Source organism: Candidatus Eisenbacteria bacterium, assembly GCA_035712145.1.
Taxonomy (GTDB): Bacteria; Eisenbacteria; RBG-16-71-46; order RBG-16-71-46; family RBG-16-71-46; genus DASTBI01.
The window spans coordinates 1-15,820 of the sequence record DASTBI010000160.1; the positions used below are offsets into that span (position 1 = coordinate 1).

The 15,820-nt window shown below is 68.4% G+C and carries 11 protein-coding genes; 7 read left to right on the plus strand and 4 right to left on the minus strand.

Annotation, left to right across the window (positions count from 1 at the left end):
* From VFQ05_10770 to VFQ05_10785, 4 genes are all read left to right on the plus strand, one after another.
* The coding region (locus VFQ05_10770) for a hypothetical protein (protein ID HET9327248.1) at positions 1–445 on the plus strand (445 nt) is incomplete at its 5' end.
* Between the two features lie 43 nt (positions 446–488).
* Positions 489–848: a hypothetical protein gene (locus VFQ05_10775; GenBank protein ID HET9327249.1), complete on the plus strand. Its 360-nt coding sequence runs from the start codon at positions 489–491 to the stop codon at positions 846–848.
* A gap of 10 nt (positions 849–858) precedes the next feature.
* Positions 859–2,397 carry a fused MFS/spermidine synthase gene (locus tag VFQ05_10780; protein HET9327250.1) on the plus strand — a complete coding sequence of 513 codons (1,539 nt, stop codon included), beginning with the start codon at positions 859–861 and terminating at the stop codon, positions 2,395–2,397.
* Positions 2,398–2,419: 22 nt separating this feature from the next.
* Positions 2,420–3,325 (plus strand): AEC family transporter, encoded by a 906-nt coding sequence (locus tag VFQ05_10785; protein ID HET9327251.1) that lies wholly within the window; start codon positions 2,420–2,422, stop codon positions 3,323–3,325.
* Positions 3,326–3,906: 581 nt separating this feature from the next.
* Here the strand turns inward: VFQ05_10785 and VFQ05_10790 are convergent.
* Complete coding sequence (locus VFQ05_10790) at positions 3,907–4,719, minus strand: ABC transporter permease (GenBank protein ID HET9327252.1); 813 nt, start codon at positions 4,717–4,719, stop codon at positions 3,907–3,909.
* A complete protein-coding gene (locus VFQ05_10795) occupies positions 4,716–5,675 on the minus strand; it encodes an ABC transporter ATP-binding protein (protein HET9327253.1) in 960 nt (319 codons plus the stop codon). Before VFQ05_10795 ends, VFQ05_10790 begins: the two co-directional genes overlap by 4 nt.
* A gap of 156 nt (positions 5,676–5,831) precedes the next feature.
* On the opposite strand from VFQ05_10795, the gene typA reads away from it, so the two are divergent.
* Positions 5,832–7,691 (plus strand): translational GTPase TypA, encoded by a 1,860-nt coding sequence (gene typA / locus VFQ05_10800; protein HET9327254.1) that lies wholly within the window; start codon positions 5,832–5,834, stop codon positions 7,689–7,691.
* A gap of 1 nt (position 7,692) precedes the next feature.
* Here the strand turns inward: typA and VFQ05_10805 are convergent, their stop codons facing one another.
* Both VFQ05_10805 and VFQ05_10810 read right to left on the minus strand, forming a co-directional pair.
* Positions 7,693–8,622 carry a VOC family protein gene (locus VFQ05_10805; protein HET9327255.1) on the minus strand — a complete coding sequence of 310 codons (930 nt, stop codon included), beginning with the start codon at positions 8,620–8,622 and terminating at the stop codon, positions 7,693–7,695.
* Positions 8,623–8,728: 106 nt separating this feature from the next.
* On the minus strand, positions 8,729–11,380 hold the full coding sequence (locus VFQ05_10810; GenBank protein HET9327256.1) for an MXAN_6640 family putative metalloprotease: 2,652 nt from the start codon (positions 11,378–11,380) through the stop codon (positions 8,729–8,731).
* A gap of 117 nt (positions 11,381–11,497) precedes the next feature.
* Here VFQ05_10810 and VFQ05_10815 point away from each other — a divergent pair, with 117 nt between their 5' ends.
* A complete protein-coding gene (locus VFQ05_10815; GenBank protein ID HET9327257.1) occupies positions 11,498–12,664 on the plus strand; it encodes an efflux RND transporter periplasmic adaptor subunit in 1,167 nt (388 codons plus the stop codon).
* Positions 12,661–15,795, plus strand: coding sequence for an efflux RND transporter permease subunit (locus tag VFQ05_10820; GenBank protein ID HET9327258.1), 3,135 nt, complete (start codon positions 12,661–12,663; stop codon positions 15,793–15,795). Before VFQ05_10815 ends, VFQ05_10820 begins: the two co-directional genes overlap by 4 nt.
* The last annotated feature ends 25 nt before the right edge of the window (positions 15,796–15,820 follow it).

The following is a 15,820-nucleotide window of genomic DNA, read 5'->3' on the forward strand; positions in this document are numbered from 1 at the left end:
CCCTCCGGCATCGACCCCGAACGTCGATTGCTCGATCGCCCAGGTGCGGGCGGGCATGGTGCGGACCGACGGCGCGATCCTCGAGATCGGAACGCTCTCCTCCTCGACCGTGGGGGCCTCGGTGGGCCAGCGGGTCAAGAAGAGCGGACGCACGACCGGTCTGACCCGGAGCAGCGTCAGCACGATCAACGTGACCGTGAACGTCGGCTACAGCACGGAGTGCGCCGGGAGCAGCTACACCAAGCAGTACACCGGCCAGATCTTCGTGAGCAACAACGGCAACAAGTTCCTCAACTCGGGCGACTCCGGCTCCCTGATGGTCGAGGACGTCACCAACAACCCGCGCGCCGTCGGCCTGTGCTTCGCCGGGGGCGGAGGTGTCGCGGTGGCGAACCCCATCGGCGCGGTGCTGTCGCACCTCGGCGCCACGATGGTCGGCAACTAAGCTCTGTTCGAATCAATGGCCCGGCCCTCTCGAGGGCCGGGCCGTGGTCCGGATCATGAAGACGAATCGATCCTCCCGTGCGGCCTGGGCGCTGGGGTCCCTCGTGCTCGTGCTGGCCGCCGCGATCGGATGCCTCGGAGGAGGCAAGCCCATGGAGAGCTCGAGGCATCCCACGCGCTCCATCGAAGCGGTGATGGCCGACCACACGCCGCGGCTGATGGCGATGGAAGGCGTCGTGGCCGTCGGGCAGGGCGCGCTGCGCGACGGAACGCCGTGCATCAAGGTCTTCCTGAAGCACGACGACGAGGAGCTGAAGAAGCGGCTTCCCGCGGAGCTGGAGGGGCATCCAGTCGAGGTGGTGATCGCCGGAGAGATCCGCGCCATGCCGGGCGACGGGCGGTGACGCGAGCAGGATGAGCGGCTCCCTCTGGCTCTACGTCGTGGTCGCCATGTCCGGCGCCGGCGTGCTGGCGCTCGAGATCCTCGGCACCCGCCTGCTCGGGCCTTTCTACGGCGTGAGTCTGTATCTCTGGTCCGCGCTGATCTCGGTGACCCTGGCCGCGCTCAGTGTCGGCTACGCGGTGGGAGGACGATGGGCGGATCGCGAAGCCACTCCCGCGCGGCTCACCTGGCTGCTGGCGGCCGCGGGTCTCTGGACCATGGCGGTGCCGTGGCTGCGCACACCGCTGCTCCAGGTCTCCGAAGGTCTCGGACTGCGCGCGGCGGTGCTGCTGTCCGCGACCGTTCTGTTCTTTCCTCCGCTCATGCTGCTCGGCATGGTGAGCCCGGTGGCGATCCGGCTCCATGCCTCGGCGCTCGATCGCGTCGGGCGCAGCGCCGGCAACCTGTACGCGGTGTCTACCCTGGCCAGCGTGGCCGCGGCCCTGGCGACCGGCTTCTGGCTCATCCCGGTGGTCGGCGTCCAGCGCCTCACCGTGGGCACCGGCGTCATGCTGCTCGTCGCGGCGCTCGTCGCGTGGCTCGCCGGCGCCCCCGCGCGCGGACGGGCGGTGACCGCCTCGATCCTCGTCCTGCCGGGAGCCGTCGGCGCATGGGGCCTGTCGCGGCCGGAGCCGCTCCCCGCGCACACCCGCTTCATGGGGGACAGCCCGTACGCCGAGATCCGCGTGGTGGATCATCGCGACCTCCGCTACCTGCTGATCGACGGCGGCATGCACACCATCGTCCGACCATCGACCGCGGAGACTCATCATCCCTACGTGCACGTGGCCGACCTCTCGCGGGAGCTCTTCGAGCGTCCGGGGCGGGTGCTGCTCGTCGGTCTCGGCGGCGGCGCGGCCGCGCGAGAGTTCGCGCGCGAAGGCTGGCAGGTGGACGCGGTCGAGATCGACCCCATGGTGGTGATGACGGCGCGCACATGGTTCGGGCTGTTGCCGGGCGCCGCGACCATTCACGAGCAGGATGGGCGGCGATTCCTCGCGAAAGCGAGCGACCGCTACGACATCATCTTCTTCGACGCCTTCGGCAGCAGCTCGATTCCGTTCCACCTCGTCACCCGCGAAGCATTCGCGCTCGCGCGCTCGCGGCTGGCTCGCGGAGGCGTGGTCGTCCTCAATGTCGAAGCGGTCGGCTGGGACGACGCGCTGGTGAAGAGCATGGGGGCTACGCTGGAGACCGAATTCCCTCACGTCTTCGCACTGCCAATCGCCGAGCCGCCGGATCAGCTGGGCAATGTGATCCTGATGGCGGCCGATCGTCCGATGGAGATCTCGGACGCCACGCTGGGCAATCCCGCGGACTGGGAAGTCGATCCTTATCTTCACTGGCGCGTCGTGCTGAGAAACCACGCCTGGGACAACCGCTTCGTTCCGGAAGGCGGTCAAGTGCTCACCGACGACTTGAACCCGGTCGATCTCTGGGCCGAGCGCATCAATCTGGTCGCGCGCCGGCATCTTCATCGTTTCTTCGGCCAGGAGACTCCGACCTGGTGACGATTCCGGCTCGATCCGCCGCATGATCTTCCTGCGGCTCTTCGTCGAGCACCTCCTCCCGATTCTCCTCGTTGCCGGCGCGGGGTTCGCGCTCGCGTCCGTGTTGAAGCTCGACCCTCGGCCGCTCGGAGCGCTGGCGTTCAACCTGCTGGCGCCCTGCCTGATCTTCGAGTCGTTGCTCCACACCCACGTGCCGGCCGAGGCCATGGCACGGATCGGGTTCTTCACCGCCCTGGTGATGGCGGTTCCGGCGGCGCTGGCTTACCTGGTCGCCCGGTGGAGGAGGTGGTCGCGGGCGCAAACCACCGCGGTGGTGCTATGTGCCCTGCTGCCCAACGTCGGCAACTACGGACTCTCGGCGAACCTCCTGGCCTTCGGAGAAGAAGCCCTGGCTTACGCCACCGTGTTCTTCGTCACGTTCTCGATCCTCGCCAACACGGTCGGCGTGCTGATCGCTTCGGCCGGGCGAATGGGCGTCCGTGCCGCGCTGCTCGCCCTCGCTCGCGTGCCGAACATCTGGGCGGTGGTCGCCGCACTGGTCCTGAGAGGGCTGCATTACACGCCTCCTGCGCCGGTCGCCCAGGCCGTGTCGCTCATGGCTTCGGCGTGTATCCCCTTCCTTCTGGTCATCCTGGGCGTCCAGCTGCGAGGCGCTCACCTGCGCGGCGCGGCCGCGCCCATGCTCGTGGCCAGCGGCCTCCGCCTGCTCGTGGGCATGGGCGTCGCGTTCGCCGCCGCGCCGCTCTTTGGATTCGAGGGGCCGGCGCGCCAAGCGGCGATCCTCCAATCCTCGATGCCCACCGCGGTGCTGGCGAGCATCTTCGCCGCCGAATACGACGAGGAGCCCTCGCTCGTGGCGTCGATCGTGCTGCTCACCACGGTGCTGAGCCCCTTCACGCTCACGCCGCTGCTGGCTGTGTTGAGATGAGCGCCGAGGTCCATATCCGTCAGGCGAACGGGAGGGCGTCGGTCACGCGACAGCGGCGTCACGCGGAGTGGAGCAACCGAGCTAGGCGCAAACGTATTGGCCCAGGTGGAGCACCGCGCCGATCCGAGCTTCAGGAGGATCGGTCACGCGGCAGGGCGGACGAGCAAGCCGCTTCGCGCCGTGCGCCGAGTAGCGTGTTCGCGATCGAGGCGCCGGCGCGTCCATTGGAGCGTTGCGTTGGATGGCGGCGCAGCTCGTGCGCCCTGTCGCGTGACCGACGCCCTCACGTTCGCCTGCCGGATTAGACCTCCGCGTGACGTCGCTGCCGACGCCTGACCGACGACGCCCTAACGTTCGCTTGACGCATCGCCTGGCCATTGACATCTGCGACTTCGGTCCCTATTTTTTCCGCACGCGGAAAGGAGGTGGTCCATTGTCTAAACGAATTTCGATGTGGATCGCGGAGGTGGCTGTCCGCTAAGGCGGCCTGCCGGTCCCGGTCGGGCCGTCCGCGAATCCAAGCAGCCCACCGGCAGTGCGGGAGGCGATTCGTCGCCTCCCGCCTTCTCTTTTTGGGTCCTCTATCCCGTCGCGCGGCGCGCGAACATGCGGATCCCCAGCGTCCAGCAGACCGCGGTGATTCCCGCCAGCGCGGGAATCGAGGCGCGCAGGCTCATGTGGGGCATGTCGGGCGTCAGCGTTCCGCGCAACCCTTCGGAGACGTAGACCAGCGGATTGGCGAGCACCGCGATCTGCATCATCGGCACCCGGTCGAGACCCGTCCACGGGTAGTAGGCGCAGCCGAAGAACATCATCGGCCCGATGATGGCGCTGAACAGCAGCCCGATCTGCGCCGGCGGGATGGCGGTGCCGAGCAGCAGACCGAGCGCGGAGAAGGCCGCGGCTCCGAGCACGAACACCAGCACGACTGCCGCGAAATGATCGAGCGTCAATCCAGGGATCGGGCCCATGATGAGGCGCGCCAGCGGCATGACGAACAAGCCGGTGAGCACACCCTGCGCGATGCCCGACAGGATCTTCTGGTGCGCCACCAGCTCGATCGGGACCGGCGCGAGCAGGCGATCCTCGATCTCGCCCCCCAGTCCGAAATCGGCGACCAGTGGCAGCGTCACCGCCTGCAGGCTCGCGATCGTCAGGCTGAGCGCCAGGATGCCGGGCAGCAACGACGACACGTAGAAGCCCTGGACCAGGCCCATGCTCGGAAGCAGGAAGCCGAACACGGTCGTGAACAGAATCGGCTGGAGCGAGGTCCGGATCAGAAAGGCCGGAAGATTGCGGCGAGTCACCCGTGCATCCCGGGCCAGCAGCGCCAGGAGGACGCGCAGCGCCGACACCCGCGGCGCGGTGGCCGAGGACCCAGCCGCATGGCTCACTGCAGGCGCCTCCCGGTCAGGGTGATGAACAACGTCTCGAGGCTCGGCGGCTCGAGGTGGATATGGGTCACGCGTCGTCCCGCCTCTTCGGCGAGCCGGATCAGCTCGGCCAACCGTTCGCCGGGACGCTCGAGGTAGACCCGCAACCTGTCCCCGTGGCCCTCCGTGCGCTCCACGCCGGTCAGCGCGCGTGCTCGTTCCGCCGTGTCAGAGGCCTCGCCGTCGAGCACGATCTCGACCAGGGTCCCACCCGGCGCCCGCGCCTTGAGCGCCGCCGGGGCGTCGAGCGCCAGCAGGACTCCGCGGTCGATGATCGCCACCCGCTGGCACAGCCGATCCGCCTCTTCCATGTAATGGGTCGTCATCACGATCGTCCGGCCCTCGCCGTGCAACCGGCGCAACACGTCCCACAGGGCGTGCCGCGCCTGCGGATCGAGACCCACCGTGGGCTCGTCGAGGAACAGGATCTGGGGTTCGTGGATCAGCGCGCGCGCGATCATCAGCCGCTGCTGCTGCCCACCCGAGAGCTGATCGACCTTGGCATCGGCGCGTGTCTCGAGCTCGAGCGACGACAGGAGCTCCATGGCGCGCGCGCGCGCCTCGCGCGATCCGATGCCGAAATAGGCGGCGTGGAACAGCAGGTTCTCCCGCACCGAGAGGCCCCGATCGGGATTGGGCCGCTGCGGCACGACCCCGATCCGCTGTTTGACGCGGGCCGGCTCACGCATCACGTCGGCGCCGGCGACCGTGGCGTGTCCGGCGCTCGGCCGGACCCGCGTCGTGAGGATTCCCAGCGTCGTGCTCTTGCCCGCTCCGTTGGGGCCGAGCAACCCGAAGAACTCCCCCGGATTCACCTGGAGGTCGAGGTGGTCCAGCGCCGTGACCCCGGGATAGACCTTGCGCAGGCCCGAGGTGCGAATGATGGCCTCGGGGCCGGCATCGAGAGGCGTGAGCACGCCGCCAAACTGAGGCGATGCATCGCCGAGGTCAAGTGATGCGCCTTCACTCGCCCGGGGACTCCGCCTATGATGTCTGGCTCGCCGCGGCAGGCAGGGCCCCGCCCCCCGCTGCGGCTCCACCGTCCGATCGTCAGGAGGCCTGTGTTGAACCCCATCGAAACCGAGCGCCCGGCCGCTTCGCGCCGCACGCCGCTCGAGGCGACCCGTGAAGACCTCAGGAACATCGCGATCGTCGCCCACGTCGACCACGGCAAGACCACGCTGGTGGATGCGATGCTGTGGCAGAGCGGCGTGTTCCGTGAGAACCAGGAAGTCGTCGAGCGGGTGATGGATTCGAACGACCTGGAGCGCGAGCGCGGCATCACCATCCTGGCCAAGAACACCTCGATCCGTTACGGGCGCCACAAGATCAACATCGTCGACACGCCCGGGCACGCGGACTTCGGCGGAGAGGTGGAGCGCACGCTGAAGATGGTGGACGGCGTCCTGCTGCTGGTGGACGCGAGCGAGGGACCGCTGCCGCAGACCCGCTTCGTGCTGCGCAAGGCGCTCGAGCTCGGTCTCGCGCCGATCGTGGTGATCAACAAGATCGATCGCAAGGACGCCCGGCCCAAGGAGGTGCTGGACGAGATCTACGACCTGTTCATCGATCTCGACGCCCAGGAGCACCAGCTGGACTTCCCGGTGCTCTACACGATCGCGAGGGACGGCGTCTGCCGGCTGACGCCGGACGGTGAGAACCACCGTCTCGTCCCTTTGTTCGACGCGATCCTCCAGCACATCCCGGCGCCGCGTTATGAACCCGGAGCGCCGCTCCAGATGCTGGTCCTGAATCTCGACTACTCCGATTATGTCGGCCGCCTCGCGATCGGCCGGATCGTGAATGGCGTCCTCAAACCGCGCCAGCCGGTGGCGATCGCCCGTCTCGACGGCACCCTCGACCGCACCACCGTCACCCGCCTCTACGCCTTCGAGAACCTCGACCGTGTCGAGGTCGAGGAGGCCCAGGCCGGAGAGATCGTGGCGTTGGCGGGCTTCGACGCCGTGCACATCGGCGACACCGTCACCGATCCGGAGCGTCCCTCGCCGCTCCCTCCCGTCATCGTCGACGAGCCGACCGTGAGCATGGTGTTCTCGGTGAACACCTCGCCCTTCGCCGGCCAGGAGGGCAAGCTGGTCACCTCGCGCAACATCGCCGAGCGGCTTCAGAAGGAAACCCTCACCAACGTCAGCATCCGGATCGAGCCCGGTGAGACTCCCGACCAGTTCGTGGTCTCGGGCCGCGGCGAGCTGCAGATGGCGATCCTCATCGAGATGATGCGGCGCGAAGGCTACGAGCTGGCGGTGAGCAAGCCGGAGGTCATCACGCGCAAGGTGGGCGACAAGGTCCACGAGCCGATGGAGAAGCTGGTGATCGACTGCCCGGAGGAGTTCGTGGGCGTGGTGACCGAGAAGGTCGGCCGGCGCAAGGGGCGGATGACCAACATGGTCAACCACGGAACCGGCCGCGTTCGGCTGGAGTTCCGGATCCCCTCGCGCGGGCTGATCGGCTTCCGCAGCCAGTTCCTCACCGATACGCGGGGCACGGGCCTGCTCAACCACCTGTTCGACGGCTACGACGAGTGGCAGGGAGAGATCCCGCATCGCACGAGCGGCGCGCTGGTGGCGGATCGCGCGGGGCGCATCACCGCGTACGCGATCGAGCATCTCCAGGATCGCGGCGACATGTTCGTGGAGCCGAGCGAGCGCTGCTACGAGGGCATGATCGTGGGCGAGAACTCGCGCGAGCAGGACATCGACGTCAACATCGTGAAGGAGAAGAAGCTCACCAACATGCGCTCATCCACCGCCGAGGAAGGCGTGCACCTGCTGCCCGCGCATCGCAAGTCGCTCGAGCAGGCGCTCGAGTGGGTGCGTGACGACGAGCTGCTCGAGGTCACGCCTCAGTCGCTGCGGCTACGCAAGCGCGTGCTTCAGGCGAATCTCCGCCCCAGGTATTGGCAGAAGGGATAGCTCAGGTCCGGCCCGCCCAGCTCGCGCGCGGATCGGGAATCGGCGTGAGCCGTGCCTCGATGTCGGCGCGCTGAGACTCGAACCACGGTGGGAGGATCAGCTTTCGTCCCAGCTCCGCGACCGAGCCGTCGCGCGCGAACCCCGGACCGTCGTCGGCGATCTCGAACAGCACGCCACTCGGCTCGCGGAAGTAGATCGAGTGGAAGTAGTGCCGGTCGATGACCGGCGTGGAAGAGACGCCGGACGCTCGCAGGTGGTCGAGCCATCGCGGGTGCTCCGCGACCGTGGTGCCCCAGGCCACGTGGTGAACCGTTCCGGCGCCGGGCCGGCCAGGTGTGGTGGGCGCCGGGTCGTACGCGATCCATCCGCCGCGCCGCTCGCCGCGCATCTCCCAGGTCGCCTCGCCGATCGCCTTGCCTTCCATCACGCCTTCGAGCAGCGGACGACTTCGCTCCGCCTGCCTCGAGTAGGCTCGCACCCCTTCGAATCCCTGCAGCGCGAGCTCGCGAGGAATCTCCGGATGCTCCGCGACCAGCGGCGCGTCCGCGCTCTCGGGAATCACCAGCTCGTGCGCGAGGCCCTCGGGATCGGTGAACGTCAAACGGCTCCCGTCACGACGCGGGCTCGCCTGCTCGGCGGTGAGCCGGCGCTCCCAGAAGTCCAGCGCCGCGGCGGATGCGACGCGCCACACCACCTGGTGCACCATGCCGCCGCCCGCCCGACCCTGCATGGCGTGCGGATATTCGAAGAAGGTGAGATCGGCGCCGGGCTTGCCTTCCTCGTCGGAATAGAAGACGTGATAGACGAAGGGATCGTCCTGATTGACGCTCTTTCCCACCAGACGCAAACCGAGGACACGCGTGTAGAAGTCGACGTTCTTCAGAACATCGCCCGTGATGCACGTGACGTGGTGAATGCCTTCGAGACGCATGGCAGCCTCCTCCTCTCCCGGGACGACTGTGGAGTCTGGATCGGCTCCCCACGCGGTGCGTCACGGCATCGCCAAGCCTACCACCGGCACACCCGCGCCAAGCTCCTCAACGCGACGACCGCACGATCTTGCGCCGGACGTGCCGGTCGTGAACGTGCGCGTCGATCCAATAGATCCCTGCCGCCGTCTCGGCCCCGGAAGCGGTGCGTCCGTCCCATACGATCCAGGAATCACCCGCCGCGCGTCGGCCGGAAGCCAGCGTCCTGACCACGCGGCCCTGAAGATCGCGAACCACGAAGCTCACCGGAGCATCCTCCGGAAGCGTGAGTCGAAGGCGCACCTCTCCATGACTGGGATTGGGAACCGCAGGCCCCAGCGCGAGGCCCGGCGCGGGCTCGGGAGCCGGTACGCCCACCGGGTTCTGCAGCAGCGCGAGGATCTCGAAGTCATCCAGCGCGGCTTCGACCAGCGAAGGCTCCCCCGCATCCTCGGCCACGAATCGCAGCCGGACCCGATCGGGATCCCCGAGCCGGGCCAGCAGGTCGACGGTCACCGGCACCCATCGGCTCTCCCCCAGGGCCACGGTCTCGACATTCACCCAGGTCGCGCCTCCATCGTTGGAGGCATCGACGCGCCACAGGTCGTCGGGCCGCGCCCCGATGTCGTTCGAATACCAGCGCCGGTAGCGCGCCTCCACCCGGGCGTAGCCGCCCCCCGGATAGAAGGTGTGAACCGGCGACAGCAGCGTCGTGCTTCCTCCGTCGACGTCGGCTGCCCCCACCGCACCCCCTGGAGGACCGTTCTGGGTCACGAAGCAGGCGGCGCCCGGCGTGGGAGTGGTGTCCACGTAGGGCGCGGCCGGCGTACCGCGCGGCGTCACGCGTTCCCACACGCCGCTCACCGCCTGGTCGCCGGCGGCGCCCACCGTCCAGCCGCCGTCGACCTCGAAGGCGTGGAAGACGTTGACGGTCTCGAAGGAGTGGAACGAAGAAAGGATGGAGGGCGAGCTGGCCATGGCACCCGACACGGCTCTGGCCTCGATCCGATATTCCGTGCGGGTTCCGGGGACCGTCGCGGGCAGTTCCGCCGCGTATTCCTGCGGGGACCCGGTCGGGCTCATGGGCACGGTGACGATCGATCCACCCTCCACCCGATAGACCAGCCTCGGTGACGCGGGGTCGAGACTCGACGTGCCGGGCGAGATCACGGCGCGCACGACGGGCGACGGGGGACCTTCCCTGCGGTTGGTCAGCCGCGCATGCGTCATCAGGATGGGCGCGATCGCGCGCGCCGAGAACGAATAGGAAATGGCGGGATTGGCGGGCGTGGGATTCCCCACCACCATCGCCGCCCATTCGATCTCTCCCCAGTCGAGCCCCGAGACCTGCACCGTGGCCATGCCCGACACCGGAACCACGGGGATGGTGGTCAGTGAGCCGGCCCGCAGGCGAAGCAGCAACGTCACCTGCCAGGAGTTCCCGGGCGCACCGGAGAAGGTGAACTCGGGCGTCCCACCGAGGGTCGCCCCTGCATTCGAGATCAGATGCGTGCTGGCGGCGGTCCCATTGACCGGCCATGAGACGGAAGCGACCGGCAGGGTCTCGTGGATGAACGTGGCCGGCGTCGTCGGGTACTCCGCCGCCTCCTCGTAGCCGTATCCCGGCACGGCGTGCTCGCCGCTCGCGAAGTTCCACGCCACGTAGTCACGCCATACTCCCGCCAGGTCGGTGCCGGCGGCGGCCAGGTTTTGCTGCCACGAGAGCAGCACGGACTCGCCCGCGAAGTCGCGGCGCCGCTCCCAGAAGGCGCGAAGGTGATCGGGCCCCAGAGTCGCGGCGAGATAGGTCTCCCAATTGCAGTCTTCATAGGAGGCCAGGTTTCCCTGGAACAGCGGCAGCGCCGGATCCGAGAAGGGCGACCCCGCACCGCGAACGAAGTGCACGTAGTCGTTCACCTGATCGAACACGACGTCTTCCACCCAGGTCGCGTCCAGCTCGAGCCAGTTGTCTTCGGTCCAGGGTGAATACATCCGCTGGATCGCATGCTTGAGCTCGTGCGCCACAGTGACCCGCAGGGCACCGATCACGTCCCCTTCGGGATCGTCGTTGAACGGGAATCCCGCGTAGGACGGATGGAGCACGATCCGCGTCTGCTGCCCGGAGATCACCGTGGTGTAGCCATAGGACTCCTGCGCTTGATAGGTGACCGGGTATCGGGCGTTCTGGCCGTTGGCGATGGCGGGCGCGGTATAGCCGAGCTGGCCGACTTCCGTGGCCCATGCCTGCTCGCATGCCGCTCCGGTCCATTCCACGAAATCGGGGATACCGTTCGCGGGCGCCACATCGGTGGAGACCGGCGCGTCGGGCCCCGACGTGGCGAACTCGATCCGGAAGTGAGCGGTCGTGTAGTCGCTCGTTCCGGGGCTCTGGACTCCGGTGAGCTTCGCGTCGAGCAGCGCGCGCGTGGCGGGGTCGAGGATCGCGCGCTGGCTCTGGAGCTCGACGAGGAGCCGTGTGCCGCACTTGGCGGGCGGCTCACCGGCCGCGCTGAACGTCAAGGCCATGCGGCGCCGATCGAAGAGATAGAAGAACCGCTCGCGCGCGGCTTCGGCCGGCGCGATCTCGCCGCGTGCGACGGCGTCGTCGAGACGCTCGAGCGCCGTACGCTGAACGGGCGGGTCGGCGGTTGCCGTTCCCGCGATCAGGCAGCCTGCGCCAAGACAGGCGATCGACCAGAACCTGGAATGTGTGGCAGCCATGTGGCAGAGGTGCGACGGTTCATGATAGCCGCGGGCGGTCTTCCTGTCTCGTCTGCGTGTGACCGCGTTGGTGAAGCTTGACGCGCCCCCCGTGGCGGGCTTTGAATCGAACTCCGCATGCGACGCGTCCCCGCCAGGCACCCTCTCGGCAGCTCGATCCTGACTCGATTTCCATGTCTCGGCCTGGTGTTGCTGGTGTTGGGGTGCGGCGCCGGATCGGGCCGCAGAACGCCGCGTGTGCCGATCCTCGTGGCACAGGTCGAGCAGCGCACCGTCCCGTACGAGATCGACGCCACGGGCACCGTCGAGCCGATCCAGTCGGCCGACGTCACCGCCCAGGTCGGCGGCCTCGTCACCCGCATCGGCTTCCGCGAAGGCGACGAAGTGCGCGCGGGACAGGTGCTCTTCCATCTCGACCGCCGTCCCTTCGAAGCCTCCGCCGAGCGATCGGCCGCCGTGCTGGCGCGCGATCGCGCGCAGGCCGAGTCGGCGCGTCTCGACCTGGCGCGCGCCGAGAAACTGGCCGCGCAGCAGCTCATCTCCGAAAGCGAGCTGGAGCAGAAGCGTGCGGCCGCGGCGGCGGCCGCCGCGAGCGCCCGCGCGGATTCGGCGACGCTGGTTTCCGCGCGGCTCGACCTCGCCAACGCGACCGTGCGCGCTCCGGTGGCCGGCAGGACCGGCGACCTGCGCGTGAACATCGGAGATCTGGTCAAGGCCAACGAGACCACGGCTCCGCTGGTCAGCATCAACCAGCTGCGGCCGATTCGCGTGCGCTTCACGCTGCCGCAAGCCGATCTGAGCCAGCTTCGCCGGCAGCACGGCAAGGCCCTGAGGGTCGACGTCGCGTCCTCGGATCGCGACTCGGTCTGGATCCAGGGCCGGCTGGCCTTCATGGACAATCGCGTCGATCCGGCAAGCGGCACGGTGCTGCTCAAGGCGGAGTTCGACAACCGTGACGGTGCTCTGTGGCCGGGGCAGTTCGTGCGGGTGAAGCTCCGGCTGTTCGACCAGAGCGACGCCACCGTCGTCCCGAGCGCCGCCGTGGCCAACTCCCAGAGCGGGCCGTACCTGTTCGTCGTGAAGCCCGACACGACGGTCGAAGCCCGGCCGATCCAGGTCGAGCGCACTTATCGCGACCTCACGGTCGTCGCCAGCGGCGTTCAACCCGGCGAGACCGTGGTCACCGACGGACAGCTGCGGCTGTCGCCCGGCGCCAAGGCCGTCATTCGCCCTCCCGGCGGAGGCTCCGCCGGCGGCACCGCCACCAGCGAGAACGTCCGATGAATCTCTCGGCTCCTTTCATCCACCGTCCGGTCGCCACCACGCTGGTCATGATGGGCATTCTCCTGTTCGGCGTGCTGGCCTATCGCGCCCTGCCCGTCAGCGACCTGCCCAACGTCGATTACCCGGTCATCACCGTGCGGGCCAGCCTGCCCGGCGCGGGGCCCGAGACCATGGCGGCTTCGGTGGCCACGCCGCTCGAGAAGCAGTTCTCGACCATCGCGGGCCTTGACGCCATGACGTCGACCAGCACGCTCGGCTCCACCAACATCACGCTCCAGTTCGGCCTGGATCGCGACATCGACGCCGCCGCGCAGGATGTCCAGGCGGCGCTCGCCCAGACGCAGCGGCAGCTGCCGCAGGGAATCCTTCCGCCTTCGTATCAGAAGTCGAATCCTTCCGACTCGCCGATCCTGTTCTTCGCCCTGACCTCCGATCTCCTCCCGCTCTCGGCTCTGGACGAGTACGCGCAGACGTTCCTGGCGCAGCGCATCTCCACCGTCAAGGGGGTCGCCCAGGTGAACGTCTTCGGCTCGCAGAAGTACGCGGTCCGCATCCAGCTCGACCCGCAGGCGATGGCTTCACGGGGGGTCGGTCTGGATCAGGTGACCTCGGCGGTCAGCTCGGGCAACGTGAACCTGCCGAGCGGCGTGCTGTGGGGCACGGAGCGCGCGGTGACCCTCAATTCCGAGGGACAGCTGCGCGACGCCGCGGGGTTCCGCTCGCTGGTGATCACGACCGTGGATGGCGCGCCGGTGCGCCTCGGCGACGTCGCCCAGGTGGTGGATGGCGTGCAGGAGACGCGCACCGCGAGCTGGTTCAACGGCAAGCGCGCGATCGTGCTCGCCATCCAGCGGCAGCCGGGCACCAACACCGTGGCGGTGGCGGACGCGGTCCACAAGCTCGTCAACCAGCTCAGGCCGCAGCTCCCGGGCGCCGTGCACCTCGAGGTCCTGAACGACCGCTCGGTGTCGATCCGCCACTCCGTGGCCGACGTGCAGATGACGCTGTGGATCGCGCTGGTGCTGGTGGTCGGCGTCATCTTCCTTTTCCTCCGCAACCTCTCGGCCACGCTGATCCCGAGCCTGGCCCTTCCGCTCTCGGTGGTCGGCACGTTCGCGGTCATGCGGCCGCTGGGGTTCAGCCTCGACAATCTCTCCCTCATGGCGCTGACGCTCGCGGTCGGCTTCGTGGTCGACGACGCCATCGTCATGCTCGAGAACATCGTCCGCCATCTCGAGATGGGGAAGCGCCCGATGCAGGCCGCCCTCGATGGCTCGCGCGAGATCGGCTTCACGATTCTCTCGATGACGCTGTCGCTGGTGGCGGTGTTCATCCCGATCCTCTTCATGGGCGGATTGCTGGGCCGGCTGTTCCACGAGTTCGCGGTGGTCATCAGTGTCGCGATCCTGGTGTCGGGGTTCGTCTCCCTCACGCTGACGCCGATGATGTGCAGCCGCTTTCTGCGCTCCGGCCGCGACCGCCAGCACGGCCGTTTCTATCAGGCCACCGAGCGGGTCTTCCAGGCTTCGCTGGGCGCCTACCGCAAGAGCCTGGTGTGGGTGATGGACCACCGTCGCACCGCGCTGGCGTTCTCCGCCGCGATCCTGATCGGCACCGCCCTGCTGTGGATGGCCATTCCCAAGGGGTTCATCCCCAGCGAGGACATCGATCAGATCAGCGGCACCACCGAAACGCTCGAAGGGACCGCGTTCGAGTCCATGGTCCAGCACCAGCGCGCGGTGGCGGCGATCGTCGCCAAGGACCCCAACGTCGAGGGGTTCATGTCGGCGGTGGGCGGCGGACCCGGCGGCAGCTCGAGCAACCAGGGTCGTCTCGTGATTCGGCTCAAGCCGCGCCACGAGCGCAAGCTCTCCGCCGATCAGGTGATTCGTACGCTCCAGCCCAAGCTCTCGCAGGTGCCCGGGATCCGCGTGTTCCTTCAGAATCCGCCGCCGGTGCGCGTTGGCGCGCGCTTCGCGAAGAGCCAGTACCAATACACGCTGCAGGGGACCGACCTGGCTTCGTTGTCGGCCAACGCCTCGAAGCTGGAAGCCAAGCTGCGCCAGCTTCCGGCGCTCGACAACGTCACCAGCGACCTGCAGATCAAGAACCCCGAGCTGCAGGTGGACATCGACCGCGAGCGCGCGGCCGCGCTCGGCGTCACCCCGGCGCAGATCGAGCAGGCGCTCTACGACGCCTACGGAACGCGGCAGGTCTCGACCATCTTCACGCCGACCAACCAGTACTGGGTGGTGCTCGAGCTGCAGCCGCGGTTCCAGCGCGACGCCTCGGCGATCGGTCTGCTGAGCGTGCGCAGCAGCTCGGGCGCGCTGGTCCCGATCGGCGCCGTGGCCCGGCTGAGGCCGACCATCGGTCCCCTGAGCGTGAATCACGCGGGACAGATGCCGTCGGTCACGCTGTCTTTCGACGTGCGCGAAGGCGCGGGGCTGAGCGAGGCGGTGGGCCAGATCCAGAACGCGGCGCGCGGCACTCTCAGCTCCGACATCACGACGAACTTCGCGGGCACGGCTCAGGCATTCCAGGCCAGCCAGCAGGGTCTGGCCCTCCTCCTGCTCATGGCCGTCCTGGTCATCTACCTGGTGCTCGGCGTGCTCTACGAGAGCTTCATCCACCCCATCACGATCCTGTCCGGGCTGCCGTTCGCCGGCTTCGGCGCGCTGCTCACGCTGTTCCTCTTCCGCGCGGAGCTGAGCGTCTATGCCTTCGTCGGCGTCATACTCCTGGTGGGGCTGGTGAAGAAGAACGCGATCATGATGATCGACTTCGCGCTCGACGCCGAGCGGCGCGAGGGCAAGAAGCCGCAGGAGGCGATCTTCGAGGCGTGCATGGTCCGGTTCCGGCCGATCATGATGACCACGATGGCGGCCCTGATGGGCACGCTGCCGATCGCGCTGGGCCTCGGGGCGGGCGCGGAGTCGCGCCGTCCGCTCGGCCTTGCGGTTGTGGGAGGGCTCGCCTTCTCACAGCTCGTCACCCTCTACGTGACGCCCGTCTTCTATACGTACCTCGACGCTCTGCAGGAGCGCTTCCGCCGGCATCCTCGCCGTCCGCGAGAGGCGACTGCCCGCGACCGGACGTCGCGCGAAGCCGAGATCCCGGCGCGCGGCTAAGAGCGCTCCAGGCAGCAATCCGGTG